The sequence below is a fragment of the Deinococcus sp. LM3 genome, assembly GCF_002017875.1.
Taxonomy (GTDB): domain Bacteria; phylum Deinococcota; class Deinococci; order Deinococcales; family Deinococcaceae; genus Deinococcus.
Genome location: NZ_MUFV01000001.1, coordinates 464,745 through 487,880 on the forward strand (window position 1 = coordinate 464,745; position 23,136 = coordinate 487,880).

20 protein-coding genes and 1 pseudogene are annotated in these 23,136 nt (G+C 70.8%); 12 read left to right on the forward strand and 9 right to left on the reverse strand.

Going from position 1 to position 23,136, the window contains the following annotated elements; all coding sequences use genetic code 11:
- Positions 1–81 precede the first annotated feature (81 nt).
- On the reverse strand, positions 82–651 hold the full coding sequence (locus BXU09_RS02130; protein WP_144012149.1) for a DUF4258 domain-containing protein: 570 nt from the start codon (positions 649–651) through the stop codon (positions 82–84).
- 432 nt (positions 652–1,083) lie between these two features.
- Here BXU09_RS02130 and BXU09_RS02135 point away from each other — a divergent pair, with 432 nt between their 5' ends.
- Both BXU09_RS02135 and BXU09_RS02140 read left to right on the forward strand, forming a co-directional pair.
- Complete coding sequence (locus tag BXU09_RS02135) at positions 1,084–1,944, forward strand: GNAT family N-acetyltransferase (protein WP_078300306.1); 861 nt, start codon at positions 1,084–1,086, stop codon at positions 1,942–1,944.
- Positions 1,945–2,015: 71 nt separating this feature from the next.
- A complete protein-coding gene (locus tag BXU09_RS02140) occupies positions 2,016–2,321 on the forward strand; it encodes a hypothetical protein (protein WP_055363646.1) in 306 nt (101 codons plus the stop codon).
- Between the two features lie 189 nt (positions 2,322–2,510).
- Here the strand turns inward: BXU09_RS02140 and BXU09_RS02145 are convergent, their stop codons facing one another.
- Positions 2,511–3,119: a DUF305 domain-containing protein gene (locus BXU09_RS02145; protein ID WP_078300309.1), complete on the reverse strand. Its 609-nt coding sequence runs from the start codon at positions 3,117–3,119 to the stop codon at positions 2,511–2,513.
- Positions 3,120–3,192: 73 nt separating this feature from the next.
- Here BXU09_RS02145 and BXU09_RS02150 point away from each other — a divergent pair, with 73 nt between their 5' ends.
- Together BXU09_RS02150 and trmFO are read left to right on the forward strand one after the other, a co-directional pair.
- Positions 3,193–3,999 carry a YdcF family protein gene (locus BXU09_RS02150; protein WP_078300313.1) on the forward strand — a complete coding sequence of 269 codons (807 nt, stop codon included), beginning with the start codon at positions 3,193–3,195 and terminating at the stop codon, positions 3,997–3,999.
- A gap of 101 nt (positions 4,000–4,100) precedes the next feature.
- Positions 4,101–5,495 (forward strand): methylenetetrahydrofolate--tRNA-(uracil(54)-C(5))-methyltransferase (FADH(2)-oxidizing) TrmFO, encoded by a 1,395-nt coding sequence (gene trmFO / locus BXU09_RS02155; protein WP_078300316.1) that lies wholly within the window; start codon positions 4,101–4,103, stop codon positions 5,493–5,495.
- Between the two features lie 19 nt (positions 5,496–5,514).
- Here the strand turns inward: trmFO and BXU09_RS02160 are convergent, their stop codons facing one another.
- Positions 5,515–6,729 (reverse strand): hypothetical protein, encoded by a 1,215-nt coding sequence (locus BXU09_RS02160; protein WP_078300318.1) that lies wholly within the window; start codon positions 6,727–6,729, stop codon positions 5,515–5,517.
- A 102-nt stretch (positions 6,730–6,831) separates the two neighbouring features.
- Here BXU09_RS02160 and murD point away from each other — a divergent pair, with 102 nt between their 5' ends.
- Positions 6,832–8,139 carry a UDP-N-acetylmuramoyl-L-alanine--D-glutamate ligase gene (murD, locus tag BXU09_RS02165; RefSeq protein WP_240500941.1) on the forward strand — a complete coding sequence of 436 codons (1,308 nt, stop codon included), beginning with the start codon at positions 6,832–6,834 and terminating at the stop codon, positions 8,137–8,139.
- Positions 8,136–9,245, forward strand: coding sequence for an FtsW/RodA/SpoVE family cell cycle protein (locus tag BXU09_RS02170; protein WP_055362539.1), 1,110 nt, complete (start codon positions 8,136–8,138; stop codon positions 9,243–9,245). The genes murD and BXU09_RS02170 overlap by 4 nt, the downstream gene beginning before the upstream one ends.
- A 211-nt stretch (positions 9,246–9,456) precedes the next feature.
- Here the strand turns inward: BXU09_RS02170 and BXU09_RS02175 are convergent, their stop codons facing one another.
- Both BXU09_RS02175 and BXU09_RS02180 read right to left on the reverse strand, forming a co-directional pair.
- Positions 9,457–10,047 (reverse strand): ADP-ribosylation factor-like protein, encoded by a 591-nt coding sequence (locus BXU09_RS02175; protein ID WP_055362538.1) that lies wholly within the window; start codon positions 10,045–10,047, stop codon positions 9,457–9,459.
- Between the two features lie 72 nt (positions 10,048–10,119).
- On the reverse strand, positions 10,120–10,605 hold the full coding sequence (locus tag BXU09_RS02180; RefSeq protein ID WP_055362537.1) for a roadblock/LC7 domain-containing protein: 486 nt from the start codon (positions 10,603–10,605) through the stop codon (positions 10,120–10,122).
- Between the two features lie 228 nt (positions 10,606–10,833).
- On the opposite strand from BXU09_RS02180, the gene BXU09_RS02185 reads away from it, so the two are divergent.
- Positions 10,834–12,759 (forward strand): phosphodiester glycosidase family protein, encoded by a 1,926-nt coding sequence (locus BXU09_RS02185; protein ID WP_144012150.1) that lies wholly within the window; start codon positions 10,834–10,836, stop codon positions 12,757–12,759.
- Positions 12,760–12,786: 27 nt separating this feature from the next.
- Here BXU09_RS02185 and BXU09_RS02190 read toward each other — a convergent pair whose 3' ends face one another.
- Positions 12,787–13,329 carry a 3'-5' exonuclease gene (locus BXU09_RS02190; RefSeq protein ID WP_078300323.1) on the reverse strand — a complete coding sequence of 181 codons (543 nt, stop codon included), beginning with the start codon at positions 13,327–13,329 and terminating at the stop codon, positions 12,787–12,789.
- 67 nt (positions 13,330–13,396) lie between these two features.
- Positions 13,397–14,419 (reverse strand): UV DNA damage repair endonuclease UvsE, encoded by a 1,023-nt coding sequence (gene uvsE, locus BXU09_RS02195; RefSeq protein ID WP_240501298.1) that lies wholly within the window; start codon positions 14,417–14,419, stop codon positions 13,397–13,399.
- Positions 14,420–14,872: 453 nt separating this feature from the next.
- Here uvsE and BXU09_RS02205 point away from each other — a divergent pair, with 453 nt between their 5' ends.
- The 3 genes from BXU09_RS02205 (at position 14,873) to BXU09_RS20830 (ending at position 18,377) form a co-directional block, all read left to right on the forward strand.
- Positions 14,873–16,858 (forward strand): family 16 glycosylhydrolase, encoded by a 1,986-nt coding sequence (locus BXU09_RS02205; RefSeq protein WP_078300329.1) that lies wholly within the window; start codon positions 14,873–14,875, stop codon positions 16,856–16,858.
- Positions 16,859–17,004: 146 nt separating this feature from the next.
- The gene (locus BXU09_RS02210; RefSeq protein ID WP_078300330.1) at positions 17,005–17,340 is read left to right on the forward strand and encodes a PadR family transcriptional regulator; all 336 of its coding nucleotides are present in this window, start codon (positions 17,005–17,007) and stop codon (positions 17,338–17,340) included.
- Positions 17,337–18,377 (forward strand): permease prefix domain 1-containing protein, encoded by a 1,041-nt coding sequence (locus tag BXU09_RS20830; protein WP_078300332.1) that lies wholly within the window; start codon positions 17,337–17,339, stop codon positions 18,375–18,377. Before BXU09_RS02210 ends, BXU09_RS20830 begins: the two co-directional genes overlap by 4 nt.
- Here BXU09_RS20830 and BXU09_RS02220 read toward each other — a convergent pair.
- Positions 18,367–19,455 carry a 3-deoxy-7-phosphoheptulonate synthase gene (locus tag BXU09_RS02220; RefSeq protein ID WP_078300334.1) on the reverse strand — a complete coding sequence of 363 codons (1,089 nt, stop codon included), beginning with the start codon at positions 19,453–19,455 and terminating at the stop codon, positions 18,367–18,369. The two genes, BXU09_RS20830 and BXU09_RS02220, sit on opposite strands and share 11 nt — an antisense overlap.
- Before the next feature lie 392 nt (positions 19,456–19,847).
- Positions 19,848–20,168, reverse strand: coding sequence for a hypothetical protein (locus tag BXU09_RS02225; protein ID WP_078300336.1), 321 nt, complete (start codon positions 20,166–20,168; stop codon positions 19,848–19,850).
- Positions 20,169–20,303: 135 nt separating this feature from the next.
- Here BXU09_RS02225 and BXU09_RS02230 point away from each other — a divergent pair.
- A pseudogene (locus tag BXU09_RS02230) lies at positions 20,304–21,725 on the forward strand (circularly permuted type 2 ATP-grasp protein); the annotation flags it as partial.
- Positions 21,726–21,970: 245 nt separating this feature from the next.
- A complete protein-coding gene (locus BXU09_RS02235; RefSeq protein WP_078300339.1) occupies positions 21,971–22,936 on the forward strand; it encodes an alpha-E domain-containing protein in 966 nt (321 codons plus the stop codon).
- Positions 22,937–23,136 lie beyond the last annotated feature (200 nt).

Genomic DNA, 23,136 nt, shown 5'->3' on the forward strand with positions numbered 1-23,136 from the left:
GGCAGGGGGGGGCCGGGACAACGTGTGTCCCGGCCCCCCTGCTGTCTCCCCCACCTGTCCTGCGGGCCTCTTCCCGTATCGTCAGGCGCTCTTCTTCCAGCGGCCCTTGCCCCGGTACCCCACGCGGTTCCCGGCCTGCGCGGTGCGGGCGCGGATGGTCTGGTCGTCGTACCGCAGCATCACGGCCAGCCGGGCGCGGCTGATGATGTGATGCGGCTGCTTGGGCACGAACGCCGTCACGATGTCCACGAACCCGTCGCGGGCGTGCTCGGCGACCACGTGCAGCGGGAGTTTCACGCCGCAGGCCTCGAAGTACCCGCAGACCAGCCAGCGGCGGTCCTCGGGGTACACGGCCCGCACCCGGCCGGTCAGCAGGACGTTCATCACGTCGTGCTCCAGGAAGCCCTCGGCGCGGGCGTGCCCGATGGCGTGCTCGCACAGGTGGTAACGGCCGTCGTACACGGCTTCGCGCAGGCGGGCGTGCGCGCGGCTCAGGCTGAACTCGTCGGTGCTGATGCCCGCCAGGTCCGCCTCACGCTGCGGCTTGACCGGCGCCTGCGGCGCGGCGCGCACCGGGGGCGGCGCGTGCTGCGCGCGCCGGGCGGCCTTCTCGGCGCGGGCCAGCTGCGCCCGCAGGACCAGCAGGTCCATGCCCGTGTGCGGGTCGCTGGTCGGGGCGGGGCGGGCGGCGCGGGGCGGGGGGCTCACGCCCGGTCTGCTGGACTGTTTCGTCACGGCGAACACCTCCGAGATGATGCCGGACTGCCCGGTCGGCTCTCCGGCGGGGCCGGGGGGGGTGCGGCTGGCGCCTTCCGCCCCGGCTCAAAAGGAAAACGCCCCTCAAACACGGCTTCGTGTCTGTGGGGAGGCAGGCGGCGTACCCTGTTCAGGGCATACGCAGAGCATAGCACGGGGGGGCCGGGGCGCGGGGTGAAGCGCACGGCAGACAGCGGGGGGCGCCGCTGACTAGGCTGAAGGTCAGCGTACCGTCAACCCTGTCGTCCCGGTCCTGCCGTCTCCCCGCTGCCCAGCCCCGTCCCGCCCGCCGGGATGAGAGCCCAGCCGCCGCTTCCGGAGGTTCCCATGATCCGACCCATGCTGCCCACCGATGTCCCGGACGTTCTCGCCCTCCTGAACTGGATGGACGACGCCCCGGAACGCGAGGTGTTCTCCCCGGACGCCCGCGACCCCCGCGAACTGCAACTGGAATGCGAGGACAGCACCTGCCTCGTGGACACCGACGACGAGGGCGTGCGCGCCTACTGCGCCCTGTCACCCTTCCGGGACGGACTGGTGCTCGAAGGGCCGGTGAGTGACGGCGGGCACCTGCCGGCCCTGCTGCGCCGCGCGCTGGAACACGCCGACGGCCTTCCGGTATACGCCTTCAGCGCGCGCGACAACACGCCCGTCCGGGACGCCCTGGAAGCGGCGGGCTTCGCGGCCATGCACACCACGGACTTCTACAGCGGCCCGCTGTCGCTGCTGACCCCGCACGCCTGCGCGCCGGCCGGGACGCGCATCACGCGCCGCCTGCCCTTCGAGACGTACCGCGCGCTGTACCGCAGCAGCGAGGACGCCTGGGCCGGGCGGCTCGACTGGACGCCCGAACAGTTCGACGCCCATTTCGCGCATGACGACGTGCGCCTCGTGGCCCTGCTGCGCGGCGAGCAGCCGCTGGGCTTCGCGGAACTGGAATTCTGCCCCGAGGAAGCCCGCGCCGACGTGACCTACGTGGCCGTGCACCCCGCCGAGCGCGGCCAGGGCCTGGGCCTGACCCTGCTGGCCCTGGCCGCCGCCGAGGCCGACACCCACCCGGAACTCCGCACCCTGCGCGTCCGCGCGCACGACCACATGAAACCCGCCCGCGCCCTGTACGCCCGCGCCGGCCTGAAACACTGCCGCAGCGTCGTCACGTACATGAAAGAAGGCGACGAGGACGTGTAGGCCGGGCAGCCCTGACCGGAACGCCATACCCGCCACAGACTCGGCGTGGAGCGGGCGGTACTCTGCGCGGCATGGCGAAGAAGGACCGACGCACCCCCCAGCAGGCCTTCGTGACCCTGCGCGACATGCCCGGCACCCGCGTGATGTTCTGGGTCGTGGACGCCTGCCCGTACTGCGGCGAGCGGCACCTGCACGTCGCCGGGAACATCCGCAGCGACCCCGGCGAGTCGCTGGGCGAACACCCGGCCCCCTGCCAGCCGGACCGCACCTACGAACTGGCCCTGCCCCCCCAGCCGAAAAAGAAAGGTGGCAAGGACGCCCGCCGCAAGGCCCGCCGCGACGCCAAGACCGACGTCTGGGACGAGGACACCTGGTAAGCCCCGGCTGAAGCTCCGCAGATTGAACGGCTGTGCAGGCCTTCCAACGCGGGGCCGTGTCATCGGACTGCCGTCTATTTCGCTGACAACCCGGAATGACACCGGGTTGCCAACTCCACGCCCGGCAGCCCGCTTGGCGCCTACTCGCGTCCGCTCGGGGCTTGCAGAACCATTCAACCCGGGTCCGTGTCAGTGCTGCATACCGTCCATGTCACCGTGACTGGCCGCTGGCGCGGGGAGCGGCTGCGCCCCCCGCTCGCGCAGCAGGCGGGTCATCAGGGTCACCTCGGCCGACTGGGTTCCCTGAATCTGGCGGGCCAGGGCCTGCACCTCGGGGCGCACGCCGGACTTCAGGGCGGGCGTGACCATCGCCAGCGCCCCCTGGTGGTGGCGGGTCATGAGTTGCAGGAACCTCACGTCGGCGGCGCGGCCGTTCAGGGTGCTGAGGTTCTCGACCTGCGCCTGCGTGGCCATGCCCATCGCGCGGGCGTGCCCGGCACTCATGCCCTCCCCTCCCCAGGGGCGCTTCCAGAGGGTCAGCCAGCCGCGCATCTGCCCGATCTGCTCCTGCTGCGAGAGCATGATGTCCAGCGCCAGCACCCGCACCTCCGGATCACCGCTTGCCTCACGCACGCGGGTGGCCATGTCCACGGCCTGCGCGTGATGCTGGATCATCTCACGCACGAACCGCACCTCGGTACTGCTCTCGGCCGGGCCGCCCAGGCGCGGCAGCAGCAGCAGGCCGCCCAGCACGGCAGCGAGAACGACCAGCAGGGGCAGGGCAAGGCGGCGCAACATGCCCGCGAGTATAGGCACCCCCACGCCGGGACCGGCAGGGGGAAGTGTCCTGCGGCCGTTACACTGCCCACCGATGACCGCACCGGACCGCAACGAGCAGATCAGGGGCGCGCTGGGTGGCGCCGCCGTGGGCGCGGCCCTGGGCGTGCTGGCCGCCTTTCTGGGAGAAGTGCGCGTGGGCACGCCCCTGCTGTGGGTGCTGCTGGTCCTGGGCGCACTGGCCGGAGCCTTCCGCCCATCCCGCCGCGCCCTGCACGCCACCGCCGCTGGCGCGGCCCTGACGCTGGCCGCTTGCCTGCTGACGCCCGTTCTGCGCGGCCCACTGGCGGCCCTGACCCTGTCGCAGCCGCCCGTGAAGGCGGACGCGATCGTGGTGCTGGGCGGCGGCGTGCAGTGCGGGACGCGCACGCTGGAATCCGCCAGTCTGGCCCGCCTGACGCGCGGCCTGGAACTGTGGGGACAGGACTACGCGCCCACCCTGACCGTCTCCGAGCAGTCGGGCCTGATCGGGCCGCGCGACTGCCCGAAAATCAGCACGCTGGAACGTCAGATCATCACGCGGCAACTCGGCACGGACGGCCCGGAAGTCCTGCCCCTGAGGAACGTCACCACCACCCGCGACGAGGCCGCCCGCGTGCGCGACCTGACCCGCACGCGCGGCTGGACGACCGTCCTGCTGGTCACCAGCCCCAGCCACAGCCGCCGCGCCGCCGCCCTGTTCCGCACGTACGGCGTGAACGTGATCAGCGTGCCCGCACCCGAAACCCGCTTCGACACCACCCTCCCCCTCCCCCTGGACCGCCTGTGGGCCGTGCGGATTCTGGCCTACGAGGGCCTGTCGCGCGTGAAGGCCGCGCTGGGCGGCACGCCGGAACGCTGAGGCGTGTGCCTCGCCCCGAGGTACAGCGGACCACCACTGCCCGCCTGCCATGACCTCGCGGCACAAATGCCGCTGCGAAGCTGCCCTACACTGCCGTCTTGATGAGCGAGCGAATGATCACGGTGATTGGTGCGGGACTGGCGGGGTCCGAGGCGGCCCTGGCGGCGGCGCGGCTGGGCGTGCGGGTGCGCCTCTATGAGATGCGGCCGGTGAAGATGACCCCGGCGCACCGCAGCGGGAATTTCGCGGAGCTGGTGTGCAGCAACTCGCTGGGCGGCGAGGGTGAGTTGCAGAGTAAGGGCCTGCTTCAGGCCGAGTTGCGCAGCGTGGGGGGCGCGATCGTGGGCGCGGCGGACGCCTCCAAACTGCCCGCCGGGAATGCGCTGGCGGTCGAGCGCGACGAGTTCAGTGAGCGGGTGACGCGCGCGGTGCGGGAGCATCCGCTGATCGAGGTGCGCGGCGAGGAGGTCACGGCCGTGCCGGAGGGCATCGCGGTGATCGCGTCGGGGCCGCTGACGTCGGACGCGCTGGCGGCGGACATGGCGCGCCTGACGGGCAGCGAACGCCTGAGCTTCTATGACGCGGCGGCGCCCGTGATCGCGTTCGACTCCATCGACATGGACGTGGCGTGGCGGGCGGGGCGGTACGACCAGAGCGCGGATTACATCAACTGCCCGTTCACGAAGGACGAGTACCTGGCGTTCTTCGGGGCGCTGGAGCAGGCGCGCGCGCACACGCCGCATGACTGGGAGAAGCTGGAGTTCTTCGAGGGTTGCATGCCCATCGAGGAGATCGCCCGGCGCGGGATCGACACGCCGCGCTTCGGGCCGATGTCGCCCAAGGGGCTGGACGATCCGAAGACCGGGCGCTGGCCGTACGCGGTGGCGCAGCTGCGTCAGGAGGACCGCGAGGGCCGCATGTGGTCGCTGGTGGGCTTCCAGACGGGCCTGAAGTGGGGGGATCAGAAGGCGGTCGTGAACCTGATTCCGGGCCTGGGGAACGCCGAGATCGTCCGGTACGGCGTGATGCACCGCAACACGTACCTGAACGCGCCGCTGGTGCTGGAATCCACGCTGCAACTGAAGGCCGACCCCACGAAGCTGGTGGCGGGCGTCCTGGCGGGCACTGAGGGGTACCTGGAGTCCGCGGCGACCGGCTGGCTGGCCGGAACGAACGCCGCGCGCCTCGCGCTGGGCCTCGAACCCCTCACGCCTCCCGCCGAGAGCATGCTGGGCGGCCTGACCCGTTACCTGGCGAGCGCGAACCCGAAGGGCTTCCAGCCGATGAACGTGAACTGGGCGCTGGTGCCGGAACTGCCCGCCGAGATCAACGAGAAGACCGGCAAGCCCCGCAAGCTGGGCAAGCGCGAGAAACGCCCGGTGATGTTCCGCCGGGGCCTGGGGGCCTTCATGGCGTGGGCGCAGGACGAGGCGGGCCTGACGGTCACGCCGCCGCCCGCGCGTGAACCGGAAGTGGCAGAGCCCGCCGGGGCGTAAGGCGCTGGGCAATCCAGGGTCAAAACTGCCGTATCTGAATCTGATAGACGCCGGACAAGTCTTCCCTCCAGGCGAGGGTGGTGTGTCCGGCGTCGTCGGTGGTGACGCTGGGGCTGCGGGCGTCGCGGCGCGGGTCGCGGTTCTGCACGCCCAGCGCCTGCCAGTGCCCGCCGGTCCAGCGGGCGGCGTGCACCTGCCCCTGGCCGCCGCGTTCCTGCACCCAGGCGAGGATGGCGTGCCCGGCGGGGTCGGTGCTGAGGGTGGGGGCCGAGGCGAACGCGGCGCTGAGCGGGCCGCCCATGGCCTGCCAGCGCTGGCCGTTCCAGCGGGCGGCGTACAGGGTGTCCTGTCCGGCGTGGTCCTCCAGCCACGCGGCGATGGGGCGGTCCTGCCCGTCCAGCACGAGGCGGGTGGCGGCCACGTAGCCGGGCGGGTGGCGGTTCAGCGGGCCGCCGAGTGCCTGCCACGCCTGTCCGTCCCAGCGGGCGGCGAGGATGCGGGCGGCGGTCACGTCGCCCTGGAGCCACGCCACGACGGGTTGCCCGGCGCGGGTGAGGGCCAGCGCGGGCGTGCGGGCGTAGGCGCGGCGGTCGTTGAAGGCGGGGCCGCGTACCCAGCTGCGGGCCGCGTCGTTCCAGCGGCGCACGGTGAGCTGGCTGCCGTCGGGGCTGCGCAGGAATTCACCCCAGGCGAGGACCGCCTCGCCCTTCCAGGCGGCGACGGCGCGGGTGCGGGCGGCGTAGGGCAGGTCGTCGCCCAGGTAACGGCCGGGCCAGTCGGTCCAGCCGCCGGGCCGCAGGGCGCGCAGGTGCACGATGTCGTTGTCACCGTAGTTCTCGTTCCAGGCCAGGACGGCGCTGCCGTGCCGGTCGGCGCTGAGGTTCAGATTCGCGGCGGGGCGCGGGTGGCGGTCGTTCAGACCCAGGGGGCCGCCCACCCCGGCTCCATCCTGGCGGGGCAGCGGCGTCCAGGGGGCGCCGGGCGCGGCCTTCCAGGCGCGCAGCGTGCGGGCCGTGAAGGTGCCCCGGCCGCTGCTGAACTGCCCGCTGTCGCTGAGGGCCGCGAGGAACACGGTGCCGTCGGGTGCGGCGGCCACCGCGACCTCCCGCACGGGCGTGGTCAGGACGGGAGGTCGCAGCGACCGGTCAGCGGGAGCGCTGCCCCCCGCAGACGCGGCGCACGCGAGGGCCGCGCCCAGCAGGGTCAGGACGGACGGCGCGGGGTGGGTGGGCATGGGTGACCTCCAGGGGGAAAGCGGCGCGGGGTGTGGTGTTCGATTGTTTGCCCTGGAACCCGCAGAACACAAGGGGAGGGACGCTGTTCTATGGTGGGTGGCGTGAAGCTTGACAGGGTGCTGGTGTACGGACTGGGACGCAGTGGGCGCGGCGCGGCGCGGTTCCTCGCGCGGGAGGGCACGCAGGCCGAGTGGCTGGACGCCCGGCCCGCCCCCGAGGATCTCGCGCTGATGGAGGAACTCGGCTGGGCGCAGGGGGACGTGACGCGGCCCTACCGGACAGTGGTGGCGGCGCCGGGCGTGCCCATCGACCACCCGGACCTGACGGCGCTGCGGGCAGCGGGGGCCGAGGTGATCGGGGAGGTCGCGCTCGCGGCGCGGCTGCGGCCCGCGCTGCCGATGGTGGGCGTGACCGGCACGGCCGGAAAGGGCAGCACGACGGTCCTGATCGCGCATCTGCTGCGTGCGTGCGGCCTGAACGCCCGCGAGGGCGGGAACATCGACCCGCCGCTGCTGGACGTGGTGGACACGGCGCAGGTGGCGGTCGTGGAACTCAGCTCCTTTCAGCTGGAGCGGGTGCCGGGCGTGCGGCTGCCGGTCGCGGTCATCACGAACCTGGGCGTGGATCACATCGACCGGCACGGCACGGTCGGGGCGTACCACGCGGCCAAGTTGAACATCACGGCGGCGCAGGAGGCCGGGGACGTGCTGATCGTCCCGGCGGACCTGACCGTGCCCACGCGCGCCCGCCTTCAGCCCTTCACGCCCGCGAGGCTGGCCCTGGCCGACGGGACGCCCGTGCTGAACGCCGACGCCCTGCCGGACGGCATTCACCCGGCGAACGCGGCGGCGGCGATCCTGGCGGCCGAGGCGTTGCTGCGCCACCTGGGCCGCCCGGTGGATACGGGCGTGCTGGCCGGCGCGCTCGGCACGGCCGCGCCCGTGAAGGGACGCTTCGAGACGGTCGCCCGCGTGGGCGGCGTGCGGTTCATCGAGGATTCCATCGCCACGCGCACCCTGGCGGTGCAGGCGGCGCTGGAGCGGGCCACGCCGCCGGTCGCGTGGCTGGTGGGCGGGCGTGACAAGGGCGCGGACCTCGCGCCGCTGCGCACGGCGGCGGCCGGGCGGGTCGCGCAGGTCATTGCGTTCGGAGAGGACGGCGAGACCCTGGCGCGCGGGCTGGGGCTCCCCTACCGGGTCGTGCCGGGCGACACCGGCGACGAGTCCATGGACCGCGCGGTGCAGGCGGGTCTGGACGCCCTGAACGGCCAGGGCGCGGCCACCGGGGGCACGGTGCTGCTTGCCCCGATCGGCACGAGCTTCGATCAGTTCCGGGATTACCGGGCGCGCGGCGACAGCTTCCGCCGCGCCGCGCAGGCCCTGGCGGCCCGTCCGGAGGAAGGCGCGTGAGCGTTCAACTGCTGATCGCGCAGGTGATGCTGCTCAGCCTGGGCCTGCTGGGCATCGCGGCCGTGGAACCGGAACACATCGTGGATCACGGTGCCAAGGCGCTGCTGGCGCTGCTGGCCACGCTGCTGATCGCCCGGCTGCGGCCCCGCACCTTCCTGAAGATCGGGCCGGCCGTGTGGGGCGTGACGCTGGTGCTGCTGTTGCTGGTGTTCTTCATCGGGGAGGGCACGCAGGAAAGTGGCGGCACGCGCCGCTGGCTGGACTTCGGCGGCCCGTTCCGCTTCCAGCCGTCCGAGATGGCGAAACTGGGGCTGATCCTGATGCTCGCGTCGTTCTTCTCCCGGCGGGGCGTTCAGAACAAACTGATCAGCGCGACCGGCATGATCGTCGTCACGACCGCACTGGTGTTCTTCGAACCGGACCTGGGCACCAGCGTCCTGATGTTCGGGCTGGGCATCATCCTCATGTACGCCGCCGGGGTCCGCATCACCAAGATCGGCGGCTTCATGCTGGCGCTGACCCTGATCGCCCTGCCGTTCGCCGGCCTGTACCTGCAAAGCCACCCGTACATCCTGGAACGCTGGAACGGTCACCAGACCCGCGAAGAGGACGTCAGCGTCGGCCTGGACCAGATCGGCATGGCGCACCGCGACCTGAACTTCGGCGGACTGTGGGGCCTGGGCCCGGACGCCCCCCGCTACGAGTACTTCGCGGAACGCACCGACATGATCGTCGCGTCGGTCGGGTTCACGTCCGGCCTGCTGGGCGTCGCCATGCTGATGTTCGCGTACTGGCTGATCGTAGCGACCGCGCTGGAAGTCGCGCACCTCGCCAGTCGCGTGCGCCCCATGACCCCCGAAATTCACGGCGCCAGCATCCTGGCCATCGGCGCGATGTTCATGATCGTCGGGCAGGCCTTCGTGAACCTGTGCGTCGCGGCCGGGGTGTTCCCCGTGACCGGCGTGCCCCTGCCGCTGGTCAGTTACGGCTTTTCCAGCATGCTCACCATGAGCCTCGCCCTGGCCGTGATCCACTCGGCCATGCGTGAGGTGCGCCGCCACCTGCCGGAGGAGAGTCCGGACGCCCTGCCGCTCAGCGCCGACTGAAGGGGACAGCAGGTAGCAGGACAGAAGGTGGGCAGCGGAGGGAATTCCCCGCTGCCCACCTTCCTTTCCCGCGCTTATACGGACTCCGATTGTTTCGCCAACAATCCGGAACTTCACCGGATTGCCGGCTCCACGTCCGGAACCCGTTTCTCTCTTACTCGCATCCGCTCGGATTGAACGGGCTTTGCAGCCCATTCAATCGGAGTCCGTATTACTTGTTCTGGGAGAGGCGTTCCAGCACGAGGCGGCTGACGGTCTTGAGGGTCTCGAACACGCCCACGCCCTTGTCGGACATCGCCTCGAACAGTTGCAGTTCGCCCTTGGGGTCGATCACGGAGCGGATCATGGCGGTGGGCAGCGCGTCGGGCAGGTCGCGTTTGTTGATCTGCAACACGATGGGTACGTCGCGCACGTCGATGCCGTGCTCGTGCAGGTTCTCGCGCAGGTTGCGCATGCTCTCGGCGTTGGCGCGCAGGCGGTTCGGGGCGCTGTCCGCGACGAACACGATGCCGTCCACGCCGCGCAGGATCAGTTTGCGGCTGGCGTTGTAGAACACCTGCCCCGGCACGGTGTACAGGTGAAAGCGGGTCTTGAAGCCCTGCACGGTGCCCAGGTCGAGCGGCAGGAAGTCGAAGAACAGCGTGCGTTCGTCCTCGGTGGCCAGACTGACCATCTCGCCGCGCAGGTGACCGGGCACCTTGGAAAAGACGTGCTTGAGGTTGGTGGTCTTGCCGCTCATGCCGGGGCCGTAGTACACGATCTTGCAGTTGATTTCGCGCGCAGCGAAGTTGATGGTGCTCATGGACGGGTTCTCCTGTGACGCCGGGTCAGGGTGAGGGGAGGTACGCAGGTCAGGCCGGGAGCCGGGGCCGCTTCAGCCGAGCAGATCGTCGAGCAGCGCGCTGGCGCCCTGACTGAAGTCCTCGCCGAGCTGCACCGGGGGAATGTCCTTGAGTTCCTCGAGGATCGCGGCGATCTGCGTGATGCTCTTCTTGGCGTACACCTTCACCTTGCCGAGCGGGACGCTGGCGTCGAAGATCAGGGTCAGCAGCGAGTCCGCGCCGACCGACTCGACGTACAGGGTGCCGTTCTCGCCCTGGTGGATCTGCTCGCTGAAGGTCCGTTCGCCCAGCATGTTCGCCAGCGCGGCGGTCGCGGCGGCGTTGCTGGCGACCAGCGTGGCGACGCTGTCGAGCGCCGGGGGTCGCGGCGCCCACAGCGCCTCCTTGTGCGACAGCACGAAGCCCTTGCGGTCGACGAGCAACCCGTAGCGGACGCCCGTGGTTTCCAGCAGGTCCTGAATCAGTTGATCCACGCGCTCGAAGGCGTCGCCGTACAGCGCCAGTGAAGGTTCGATCATATGAAAGTCAGTATAGGAAGCGTTTGGCACAAGAGCCTGACGGACCTGCGGGGCCGCGTGAGAAACTCCGCGCGGCGGGCGGCCGCCCCGGCTCCGAAGCTGACGGGCCGCTCACCCGCCGCCCCGCCCGTGGGCGTTACACTCGCCCGCGTGAGTCTGCGCCGTTCCGTTCTTTTTTGTCGTTCAGCACGGCTGCCATTCCTGCGGCGGGCAGGGGCGGGGTGGCGGCTGCTGCTGCTGACCGCGCTGCTGGGCGGGGCAGCGTCGGCGCGGCCCGTTGCGATCGGCGGCGTGAAACAGAGTGCCGCGCTCGATTCGCGGCAGTTCGCGGGTGGCGAGGCACTGGCCGTGTGGACCCTGCCGAGGCTGGGCGTGGCGGTGCGCAACGACCCGCAGGACCTGCGCCTGCAACTGACGCGCAATCAGGTGACGCGCGAACTGCGCTTCTCGCCGCAGACCGGGTGGCGGGCCGTGGGGTTCACGCTGAACACGAAACTGCCGCTGCCGGAACTGGCGGGCGGCAGCCTGTTCGTGCCGCTTCAGGCGCTGACGGCGCTGGGCGTGACCGTCACGGCGGACGCCCCGGACCTGCTGGATTTCGCGGCGCCCACACAGGTGCCACTCGAGACGCTGCCACCCTCGCCCACGATTCCCGCCACTGGCACTCCCGGCACTGGCACTCCCGGCACTGGCACTCCTTCTCCGGCCACGGGCACCCCGGCAGGCGTGACGCCGCTCCCGGTGCCGCCCACCACCACGCCGCCCACCACCACACCGCCCACCACCACACCGCCCGTCCCGACCTTCACGCCGGTCGCGTCGCTGGGCACGGTCCGCGTGAGCCGCGCGCTGCACCGCACGGTCGAGGTGCAGCGCGTCGTGCTGGAACTGAACGTGGCAGACTCGCGCCTCACGCCGTTCGCCGTGACGCGCGAGGCGGCCGGGCTGACCGTCACGCTGCCCGGCGTGAGTGCTGCGCCCGTCACGCAGAAACTGGAGTCCGGCGATCAGCTGTCCGTGCAGCCCACCGCGACCGGCGCGGCCGTCCGGCTCGGCACCGGCGGGGGCCGCAGCGAGATCTTCACGCTGGACAACCCGGCCCGCGTGGTCATCGACACGACCACCTACACCGACACGCGCGTGCCGCCGCCCATCAACCCGGACTCCCTGGCCCCCGGCGTCACGTACCGGCAGCAGGGCAAACTGCACCTGCTGAGTTTCGACCCGGCGCAGTACCAGACCCGCGTCGTGAGCGCCCCGGCCGGCCGGACGAGCGGCGTGGCGGACCTCGTGCGGTCGGTGGGCGGCGTGGCCGGCGTGAACGGCGGATACTTCGACCCGGCCAGCAGCCTCCCGGTGGATCTGGTCGCCACGGGCGGCCTGATGACGGCCGGCAGCCTGGAGAAACGCGCCACGCTGGGCGTCACGGCGCAGGGCGACACGCTGTTCGGCTACCCCCGCCCCCGCTACGTCCTGAGCGGCACGGACAGCCTGGGCGCGCCGTTCAGCGTCACCGTGAACAGCGTGCGCGCCCGGTCCGCCCCGGACCTGCTGACTGCCTTCGTCGGGGACGGGCGCAGCAGCGTCGGCGCGGACGGCCTGACCACCCTGTACGCCGCGCCGGGCAGCGCCACGGTCCTGCGCGCCCTGACCGGCCCGGTCACGCCGCCCGCCGGGACGCTCAGCTTCACCTTCGACCCGGCCCGCTACCCGCAACTGCCACGCTCGGCCGGCGCGCCCCTGACCGTCAGTCTGAACTGGCGGGCCGACGCCCCCTGGGACGGCGCGGTGGACGCCCTGAGTGCCGGGCCGCTGCTCGTGCAGGGCGGCCGGGTCGTGCTGGACCCGGTTCGCGAGGGGTTCAACACCAGCGCCAGCATCTGGCGGCCCACCCGGCAGGTGGCGTTCGGGACGCTGGGCGGCCAGCCCACGATCGCCTACCTGGAACACGGCAGTCCCGAAACCTTCGCCGCCGCGCTGGCCGGGGCGGGCCTGCGGGATGCCGTGCGCCTCGACAGTGGCAGCAGCGCCACCGCGTATGTCACGGGCGGGTACGCCGACCTGGGCGGGTACCTGAACACCGTCTGGAGCCGCAGCGTGCCCAACGCGCTGGTGCTGGTGCCGCGCCCCGGCACGGCCGCCGCGAAGAAGTGAGGGCCTTTCCCACTCCCCACGGCTCCTCTACGCCCGGATGTTGATCAGTTCCATCAGGCGCAGGTAGGCCTGCGCGGTCACCTGCACGTCACCGAACGAGCGGTGGCGGCCGCCGGGCGCGAAGTTCAGGCCCAGACGGTCGGCCAGGACGGTCAGGTTGTGCGCGCGTTCCTTGGGGAAGGCGCGGCGCGAGAGTTGCACGGTGCAGTGTTCGCTGGCGGGCGCCCAGGTCAGGCCGTGCCGCTGGGCGTTGGCGCGCATGAAGCCGCCGTCGAAGCCGATGTTGTGCGCCACGACCGGCCAGCCGTTCACGTACTCGATGAATTCCGGCAGAACCTCGGCGATGGTCGGGGCGGCGCGGACCATGGCGTTGCTGATGCCGTGCACCTGCTCGGCCCGCCAGGGGATCATCAGGGTCTGCCCGTCCGGGGTGGTGGGGCGCACCAGCGTCTCGTACTTCAGGTGTTCCTGCACCTGACCGTCCACGATCCGCACCGCGCCGATTTCCACGATGCCGTCCCGTTCCGGTGAGAGGCCCGTGGTTTCAAGGTCGAACACGACAACATTCACGCCCCGCAGCGTAGCGCGTGCGGGGCGGGGCTTCTGTGGGGTGTGCGCGGCGTTCGAGTGAGGGCCGTCAGGTGGGAGCGCTCAGGGCCGCCAGGGCTTCCTCCTTACCCTTGGCCTCGACCTCGATCCAGGGAACGTCGTGGTAGGCGCTGGGCAGGTGGGTGATCAGATGGCTGTGGCGGCGGTCCTGGGGGCCGTCGATGCCGTTACTGAGGTGCACGACCTGCCAGTCCGGGGGGGTCCAGGTGCGGCGGGCACTCAGGACCCACTCGCGGACGCTGGGGTGTTCCTGGTCGGGCAGGCGGTCGTGGATGACGTGGTGGTGCGCGTCGAACACGAGGGGCGTGCCGGTGGCCTCGCAGACGGGCAGCAGGTCGCGGGGGCTGTAGGCGCGTTCGTCGTTTTCCAGGCCTAGGCGCAGGCGCACGGCGTCCGGCAGGTCGGGGATCAGGGCGCGCAGTTCGGCGGCGCGGCCGCCCTTGCCGCCGTGCAGCAGCAGCAGGTTCCAGGGGGTGCGACTCAGGCCCAGGCTGTCCATGACGCGGGCGTGGGCGCCGATGGCGCGCAGGCTGTTCTCGCGGACTTCGGGTCGGTCGCTGTTCAGCACGATGAACTGCTCGGGGTGCATCAGCACGCGGATACCGGCGTCCGCGAAGGCCTGCCCGGCGCGGGTCAGCTGCGGGGCGAGGTGGGTCAGGACGGCCGCGCCCACGTCGTCACCGGCGAGGTCCAGCATGGGGAACAGACTGGAACTCAGGCGGTACAGCCGGATGCCGCGCTCCTGACAGAAGGCGGCGGCGGCGCGCAGCCGGGCGGTGTTGTCGGCGTACAGGTCCAGCAGGGCACCCTCGCGCGCGGCGGGGGTCAGGGCGCGGTAACGGGTGAGGGTGATGGTCCGGAAGCGGACCTCGGGGCCGGCGGTCAGGCACACCAGACCGTAGGCGGGGCTGACGGGGGTGGGGGCGGGTGGCGTGGTCACGGGCGGTCCCGCTTGGCGGCGGCGCGGCAGCGGTCCGAGCAGTACAGGACCTGATCCCAGTCGCGTTCCCATTTCTTGCGCCACGTGAAGGGCAGGCCGCAGTGGGCGCAGATTTTGCTGGGGCGCTGGCTGGGGGGGCGGCCGCCGCCGGGGCGTTTGGCAGGGGTGGGGCTCATGCGTCCGAGTGTGGCGCGTGGGCAGGCAGAGATGTGTGGGCGGGGATGCCAGGGGCCGTCATCGTTTCTGATGGTTCGGTTCCCCCCCGATTCTGAAAGGCCTTTCAAAAGTGGGGGTTTTTGGGACTCCGGCGTGGAACCGTTTCACCAGACCCGACCCGAAGACCCCATTTCATGAAAGATCGCAAACTCCCTTGCCGTGGGCGGTTTTGAGGGACGCGTCCTGCATGATCCGGCGTGCCGTCCTCTCCGGCAGAGTCTTGACAGCGCTTTCAGAAATGCTTAGGCTCGGAAGGACAACGCAACCCAGCGGGCCACCGGCCCACCACCGTCCCCCACTGATCCGCAGCGGGGCGACCTTCACGGCACGCTTGCAAGGAGCCCCGCCATGACCCGATCCCGCCTGCCGTCCACCCTGACCCTCGCCCTGTGCGCCGCGCTGCTCGCCGGCTGCGCCCGCTCCGGCCCCACCGGACCGCAACCCGTCTGGCAGGACGAGTTCAACGGCACCACCCTCAGCAGCGCCCGCTGGACCCCGCAGATCGGCAACGGGTTCATGTCCGGCAGCGAGTACGTGAGTGGCTGGGGCAACAACGAACTCCAGTACTACACCGACCGGCCCGAAAACGTGCGCGTCGAGAACGGCGAACTGGTCATCACGGCCCGCCGGGGCGCCTACCAGGGAATCGCGAACGGCCAGACCAGCACCTTCGACTGGACCTCGGCCCGCGTCCGCACCGCCGGGAAGTTCAGCCGCGCCTACGGCAAATTCGAGATCCGCGCGAAATTCCCCACCGGCAAGGGCCTGTGGCCCGCCATCTGGATGCTGCCGGAAGAACCCAACCCCTACGGCACCTGGGCGGCCGGCGGCGAGATCGACATCGCCGAGGGCTGGGGCAGCAAACCCACGGAACTCGCGCAGACCCTGCACTACGGCGGGCAGTGGCCGAACAACGTGTACTCCGGCACCACCGTGAACTTCCCGAACGGCGGCACCATGGACCAGTGGCACACCTACACCGTGGAGTGGACGCCCGGCAAGATCCAGTGGTTCATCGACGGCCAACTGACCAGCGAGAAGACCGGCTGGTGGAGCGCCAAGGGCACGCCCCCCACCAGCGACGCCGACCTGCACTCCTGGCCCGCCCCGTTCGACAAGCCGTTCCACCTGCTGCTGAACCTCGCAGTGGGCGGCAACTTCGACGGCAACCCGAACGCCAGCACCCCCGACACCGCCGAGATGCGCGTGGATTACGTGCGCGTGTACGGCCTGACCGGCGAGACCGCCAGCCCCGGCCCCCGCCCCGCCACGAAATTCCCCTGGACGCCCGCCGTGGCCCGGCCCGCCCAGCCCGACGGCAACCTCGTGTTCAACGAATCCTTCGACTGGGCCGACACCGATCCGCGCGTCACGGCTGACGCCTCCCGCCTGGACGGCGTGACCCAGAGCGCGTACTGGACGCTATTCCGCAGCGACGGGCAGGCCACCCTGAGTAACGACACCGCCGCCGGGAAGGCCCTGAAGGTGGATATCACCAACCCCGGCAGCGTGAATTACGCCGTGCAGGTCCGGCAGGACGGCCTGAACCTCGAAACCGGCGGGAAGTACGAGGTGTCCTTCGACGCCTGGGCGCAGACCGCGCGGCCCATGATGCTGAAAGTCGGTGGCGGCCAGGACCGCGGGTACGCCGCGTACTCCGGCGAGCAGACCATCCAGCTGGGCACCACGAAGGAGCGCAAGACGGTCACCTTCGACATGAAAGCCACCACGGACGCCGCCACCCGCCTGGAATTCAACCTCGGGAACGCCGGGACCGGCCCCGTCTGGATCGACAACGTGGTCGTCAAGCGCGTCGGGAACGCCGCCGGGGCCCGCCCACCCGCCGCCGACGGAAACCTGCTGTACAACGCCGCGTTCACGCAGGACAGCCCCACCCACCCCGGCATCACGGGCGTGCCCGGCACCGCCTACTGGACCACCTGGAGCAATGTTCCGGAACGCCTGAACACCAGCGTCAGCGGCGGCACCGTCACCCTGAACGTCAAGGACGTGGACCCCGCCAACAACTGGCACATCCAGCTGAACCAGACCGACGTGCCCCTGACCGCCGGGAAGTCCTACACCCTGACCTTCAAGGGCAGGGCCACCGACGCCCGCGAGGTCGCCGTCGTGATCGGCGAGAACGGCGGCAGCTACGCCCGCTACCTCGATAAGACCGCCGCCCTGAACGCCACCGAGCAGACCTTCACGTACACCTTCACGGCGGCCGCCACGAACCCCGCCGCGCAACTCCAGATTCTCGGCGCGGTCGGCACGCCCGGCAGCAGCTACGGCCTGAGCTTCCGCGACTTCAGGCTCGTGCAGAACCCCTGACCTGAACGGAACCTCTCCCCCACCCTGGACGCCTGCCAGGGTGGGGGATTTCGCTGCTGGTCATTCTCGCTTGCCGTGGCTGGCGGCCTGTCGCATGATTTTCCCAGCAAGTCTTGCATCACAAGGCATTGCTCCGGAGGTCCTCCTTGAACCCACTCAAATCCGGCACCATCGACCTCGTCATCCTCGCGGCCGTTCAGGAACAGCCCCGCTACGGCCTGGAACTCGCGCAGCACATCGGCACCCGCAGCGGCGGCCTGTTCGAACTCAGCGAGGGCACCCTCTACCCCGCCCTGCTGCGCCTCAGTCGCGCCGGACTCATCGAGGGCCAGTGGCACCCCACCCCCGGCGGCGGCAGTCCCCGCAAGGTGTACACACTGACCGACAGCGGCGGTCAGGAACTGGAAAGGCGGCGCGGCGAGTGGCAGAAACTCCAGGCGGCCGTGAACGCCCTGATCAGCCGGCGAACGGAACTCGCGTGAGCCGCGTCTCCCGTTACATCCGCCGCGCCACGACCGGCCTGCCCCGCCACGAACGACTGGAGGTCGCCGCCGAACTGCGCACCCACCTGCTCGACCGGGTGCGGCAACTGGAGGCCGAGGGATTCAGCCGCCAGGAGGCCGAGCATCTGGCCGTGTCCGCCATGGGCCACCCGGCGGGCACCAACCGCGCCCTGCTGGGGCACGTGTTCACCACCGCGCTGGGCTGGACGGTCCTGACCGCCCTGATGATCGGGGGCGGAGGCTGGTGGACCTGGACCCACGTGCCGCTCCCGCTGCCCGGCGTGCGCGAGGCCAGCTGGAACTGGTCGCAGGACCTGAGCAGCGACGACCTGCGGGACGTGCTCGCCACACCGGACGCCCCCCGGGGTCAGATGCTGGCCGCCACCCTGCGTGTCCCCCCACGTACCGAGTGGGTGTACGTGGCCTTGACGCCGCTGGCGCAGACGAAGGGGCGCGCCTCACTGTCCGCCCACCGGCTGGTTCCCGCACCGGGCACAGGGCCGAACCGGGTGCGGCTGGCACGGGCCGTGCTGGGGAGCAGTCCCTGGGACGCCAGCCTGTGTCACGGCGACGGGCTGGCGCTGTTCGCGGCCCTGACCTGGCCCGCCGAGAAAGACCCTTCCCGCGAATCTCCCACCTGTCTGGCGGACCTTCCGCCCCGTGCTGGCCTCGACTGGGTTCAGGGCAGCTGGGGACGAACCTCATGGACTGTCAGGGACGTCCTTAACAGCGACCACCGCTCGGCCCGGACGCTGCCCATGAACGAGTGGACGCCCCTGGCCGTGTATGGCCTGGACTACACGCAGGCGGGCGGGAAGCAGCGGAGCGTGATCTGGCGGGAGGACGGGCAGGAGATGAACGTGGCGTACCTGTACTCGGTGATGCCCGCTGACCACCGGCGGCACCCGGCCAGGGATGGCGCCGCCCCGGACGTGACCTTCATCCAGGACGGGGCGACCAACTGGCGCAAGGGCACGCCGGACCTTCCCTGGCCGCAACCGGACCTCAGCCGCTGACGGTCTCGCGGCCCAGCGCGGCGTGCGCTTCGAGCAGCAGGGCCTCAGTCTCATCCCAGCCGACGCAGGCGTCCGTGACGCTCAGGCCGGGCACCAGGGTGCTCAGGTCGGCGGGGATGCCCTGTTTGCCGGGGCGGAGGTTGCTCTCGATCATCAGGCCGCGCACGGCGCTCTGTCCGGCGGCGCGCTGGTGCAGCACGTCGCGCCACACGAGGCTCTGGCGGGTGTGGTCGCTGCCGCTGTTGGCGTGCGAGCAGTCCACCATGACGGCCGGGGTCAGGCCGGCGGCGGTCATGAGGCTGGCGGCCTCCTTGACGAACTGCGGGGCGTAGTTGGGGCCGCCGCGTCCGCCGCGCAGGATGACGTGCCCGTCGGGGTTGCCGAGTGTGTGGACGATGCAGGCCTGTCCGTCGTCGTCGACGGTGAAGAAGGCGTGCGGGGCGGCGGCGGCCACGATGGCGTCCACGGCGAGCTTGATGCCGCCGCCCGTGCCGTTCTTGAAGCCCATCGGGGCGGACACGGCACTGCTCATGACGCGGTGCGTCTGGCTTTCGGTGGTGCGGGCACCCAGGCAGGCCCAGGCGACGGCATCGAACACGTACTGCGGCGCGAAGGGGTCGAGCAGTTCCGTGGCGACGGGCAGGCCCAGTTCGCTGACCTGCACCATGAGTTTGCGGGTCAGTTCGAGGCCCTTGTTGATGTCGTTCGTGCCGTTCATGTCCGGGTCGAGCAGGTAGCCGCGCCAGCCGACGGTGGTGCGGGGTTTGTCGACGTACACGCGCATGTGCACTTCGAGGCGGTCCTTCACGCGTTCACGCAGCGCCGCGAGGCGGTGGGCGTACTCGAGCGCCTGCTCGTGGTCGTGGATCGAGCAGGGGCCGACCACGACCAGCAGGCGGTCGTCGCGGCCATGCAGGATGTCCTGCGCGGCCTGCCGTCCGGCCAGCACGGTCGCCTCGGCCGGCGCGGTCAGGGGCCAGCGGGCCTTCAGGGCGCGGGGGGTGATCAGGGGCGTGAAGCCGCTCACGTTGAGGTTCTCGGTGCGGCCAGCTTCGATGATGGGGTCCGGGTGCGTCATGGGGGGTTCCTCGGGGGTGGAGAGGGAAAGAAAAGGCCCGGTGGCCTCTGGGGGCTCACCGGGCGGCGGGGGTACAGCGCACCTAGGCCCGGTGTGAACCGAACCAATAAAAGAAGGCGCCGCGACTGGTCATGAGGGCAGTGTAGGTCCCCTGCGCGCGGGGGGGCGGCGCGGCGGTCTAGGGCAGTGTCAGAAACCTGTCCAGACCCGGCCCGCAGGAGGCCACCTGACCGGCGGCCGTCTCGCGGGGGTGTTCATACGGACTGCCGTTTGTTTCGCCGACAATCCGGGACTTCACCGCCCCTGCCGGCTCCACGTCCGGAACCCGCCCCGCTCCCACTCGCTTCGCTCGGATTGAATGGGCTTTGCAGCCCATTCAATCGGAGTCCGTATCAGTCCTGCGGCGCGGCGATGTTCCGCAGGTTCTCCAGGCGTCCGGCGAGGTCCGAGAGGTTCAGGGCGCGCAGGGCCTTGGCGGCGCGGGTCAGTCCGGCCTCGTCCACGCGGCCCTGGTTCCAGCCGGCGATCAGCATGGCGCAGCCCTGCAGGGCGTCGGTGACGGTCTCGCGGTGGAACATGGCGGCCAGGTTGCCGCCCTGGGCGGGCTGGGTCTGCTGCGCCTGTGCCTGCGCGTCGAGGATCACCTGCATGAACACCGGGTCCAGGCGGGCGCGGTCGTCGGGGGTGATGGGAGTGCCGGCGTTGCTGGTCATGGCTGGCAGTGTAAGTCGGGGCCGGGCCTTCATGGTCCCTTGCCGGTCGGGCCGCTGTCTGCGCCGCGCGCCCGGTGGAGGGGAGCGGAACCCGTATCTTGTTGCAACGCGCGGCACGTAGGGGGGATGGATGGCATGAAGTACGATCCAGGCACCAGATTCTTCGATGAGATGTTCACCCCGGACGGGCAGGTCCGGCCGCACTATGAGGGAGTACGCGCGTACCTGGAGCAGCTGGGCGTGCCGGAATTCGAGCGGCGACGGCACCTGCTGGACGCCGCGTTCCGGAATCAGGGCATCACGTTCACGGTGTACGGGGACGCACAGGGGACCGAGCGGACCTTCCCGTTCGATCCGGTGCCGCGCATCATTCCGGCAGCCGAGTGGGCGCACGTCGAGGCGGGGCTCACGCAGCGGGTGCGGGCGCTGAACGCCTTCCTGACCGACATCTACAGCGGCGCGCAGATCCTGGCGGACGGGGTCATTCCGGCCGAGCTGGTATTCACGTCCTCGCACTTCCGGCGCGAGGTGCACGGGGTCACGCCTCCGGGCGGGGTGTTCATTCATGTGGTCGGCACGGACCTGATCCGCGACGAGCACGGCGAGTACCTGGTGCTGGAAGACAACCTGCGCTCGCCCAGCGGCGTGTCGTACCTGCTGGCCAACCGGCAGGCCATGACCCGCATCTACCCCGGCATGTTCGAGGGGCAGGGCGTGCGGCCCGTGCAGCACTACGCGACGGCGCTGCTGGCGAACCTGCAGGCCGTGAGTCCCAAACCGAACGGCACGGTGGTCGTCCTGACGCCCGGCATGTACAACAGCGCGTACTTCGAGCATGCGTACCTCGCGCAGCAGATGGGCGTGGAACTCGTGGAGGGCCGCGACCTGTTCGTGGACGCCGGCCGGGTCTGGATGCGCACCACCGGGGGCCGCCGGCAGGTGGACGTGATCTACCGCCGCATCGACGACGATTTCCTGGATCCGCTGGCGTTCCGCCGGGACAGTTCGCTGGGCGTGTCGGGCCTGATGGAAGTCTACCGGCAGGGCCGCGTGGCGATCGCGAACGCCGTGGGCACCGGCGTTGCGGACGACAAGGCCGTGTACGCGTACGTGCCGGACATGATCCGCTACTACCTGAACGAGACGCCGCTGCTGAACAACGTGCCCACGTACCTGGGCTGGAACGCCGATCACCTGGAGCACATGCTGGCGAACGCCCCGGAACTGGTGTTCAAGTCGGTGGGCGAGGCGGGCGGGTACGGCATGCTGATCGGTCCGGCCGCCACGCGTGACGAGACGGCCGCGTACCTGGAACGGGTGCGGGCCAACCCGCGCGAGTTCATCGCGCAGCCGGTCGTAGGCCTGTCGCGCCACCCGACGCTGTACCCGGACACCGGCACCTTCGAGGGCGCGCACATCGACCTGCGGCCGTACGTGCTGTTCGGGCGGGACGTGACGATCGTGCCGGGCGGCCTGACGCGGGTGGCCCTGACGCGCGGCAGTCTGGTCGTGAACAGTTCGCAGGGGGGCGGCAGCAAGGACACCTGGGTGCTCGATCATGACGGGCCGGGGCAGGCGCAGGGCATGACGCAGCACCTCCACGGTGATCCCGTGCCGGGCGCGGCGCAGGGCGCTGCCCCGGTGCCACAGCCGCCGGGCCAGACACAGGGCCAGTCGCAGGGCCAGACGCAGACGCAGGGCCAGGGTCAGACACAGGCGCAGTCGCAGGGCGGCGCGCACTCGTACCAGCAGCAGCTGGAGAAGACGGAACTGGGCACCGGCCAGCCCGGAGAGGAGAACTGATGCTGCTGCTGTCACGACTGGCCGAGAACCTGTACTGGATCGGTCGGTACATGGAACGCGCCGAGAACACCGCGCGGCTGCTGAACGTCAACTACTACGCCACGCTGGAATCCGCCGGACGAATCCGCGAACATTGGCGGCCCCTGCTGGAACTCACGGGCGGCGAGGGTCCGGTCATCGAGCGGTACGGGCGGGTCGACACCCGCAGCGCCACGACGTGGCTGGCCTTCGACCTGGACAACCCCTCGAGTATCGCCAGCAGCCTCGCGCGCGCCCGGCAGAACGCGCGCGGCCTGCGCGACCGCATTCCCAGCGAGATGTGGGAGGCGCTGAACCGCTCGTACCTGAACCTGTGTTTCGAGACGGGCGGCGTGATGGACCGCGACGGCCTGTACGAGTACTGCGTGGCGGCGCGCGAGGCGTCGCAGTTCTTCTTCGGGATCGCGTTCGCGACCCTGCCGCGCGACGAGGGCTGGTCGTTCCTGCGCTCCGGTCAGATGCTGGAACGCGCCGACAACACCGTGCGGGTGCTGCAGGCACGGCTGGACAGCCCCGACGACCCGGCGGCGGCGGGCGGTCCGGCCGACCCGACGTGGCGGGCCCTGCAGGAGCAGCGCTGGGTGAGCGTCCTGAAGGGCGCGAGTGCCTTCGAGGCGTACCGCAAGAGCGTTCACAGCGGCATCGATCCGCGCGGCGTGGCGGGGTTCCTGCTGTTCGACGAGTACTTCCCGCGCAGCGTGCGCTACAGCGCCGAGAACCTGCACGACGCCCTGACGCAGATCGACCGCTGCCACCCGGACGCGCACCCGGAGATCCTGCGGCTGTCCCGCTGGCTGGTCGCGCGCCTGCAGTACGCCCGGATCGACGACGTGCTGGGAACGCCGGGACCGACACTGCCGGAGCTGCTGGTCGAGATCAACCGGGTGGGCGGCGCGATCGACGCGGCGTACTTCCAGCAGGAATGAACGTGTCATACGGACTCCGATTGAGGGGGCTGCAAAGACCCTTCAATCCGAGCGGATGCGACTCGCAGAGCTGCTCCGCAGAGTGGGAGAAAAATGCCCCTCCGGGCGTGGAGCTGACAACCCGGAACATCGCCGGGTGGTCAGCGAAACAGACGGAATCCGTATCAGCACGCGCCGGCGCAGCAGTACCCGGCGCGAAA

Coding starts and splice junctions, on each gene's coding strand:
- BXU09_RS02220 (WP_078300334.1), bottom strand. CDS start 19,455: ATGACGCACCCGGACCCCATCATCGAAGCTGGCCGCACCGAGAACCTC.
- BXU09_RS02135 (WP_078300306.1), top strand. CDS start 1,084: ATGATCCGACCCATGCTGCCCACCGATGTCCCGGACGTTCTCGCCCTC.
- BXU09_RS02205 (WP_078300329.1), top strand. CDS start 14,873: ATGACCCGATCCCGCCTGCCGTCCACCCTGACCCTCGCCCTGTGCGCC.
- BXU09_RS02175 (WP_055362538.1), bottom strand. CDS start 10,047: ATGAGCACCATCAACTTCGCTGCGCGCGAAATCAACTGCAAGATCGTG.
- BXU09_RS02140 (WP_055363646.1), top strand. CDS start 2,016: ATGGCGAAGAAGGACCGACGCACCCCCCAGCAGGCCTTCGTGACCCTG.
- BXU09_RS02130 (WP_144012149.1), bottom strand. CDS start 651: ATGGACCTGCTGGTCCTGCGGGCGCAGCTGGCCCGCGCCGAGAAGGCC.
- BXU09_RS02180 (WP_055362537.1), bottom strand. CDS start 10,605: ATGATCGAACCTTCACTGGCGCTGTACGGCGACGCCTTCGAGCGCGTG.
- BXU09_RS02145 (WP_078300309.1), bottom strand. CDS start 3,119: ATGTTGCGCCGCCTTGCCCTGCCCCTGCTGGTCGTTCTCGCTGCCGTG.
- trmFO (WP_078300316.1), top strand. CDS start 4,101: ATGAGCGAGCGAATGATCACGGTGATTGGTGCGGGACTGGCGGGGTCC.
- BXU09_RS02235 (WP_078300339.1), top strand. CDS start 21,971: ATGCTGCTGCTGTCACGACTGGCCGAGAACCTGTACTGGATCGGTCGG.
- BXU09_RS02225 (WP_078300336.1), bottom strand. CDS start 20,168: ATGACCAGCAACGCCGGCACTCCCATCACCCCCGACGACCGCGCCCGC.
- BXU09_RS02150 (WP_078300313.1), top strand. CDS start 3,193: ATGACCGCACCGGACCGCAACGAGCAGATCAGGGGCGCGCTGGGTGGC.
- BXU09_RS02160 (WP_078300318.1), bottom strand. CDS start 6,729: ATGCCCACCCACCCCGCGCCGTCCGTCCTGACCCTGCTGGGCGCGGCC.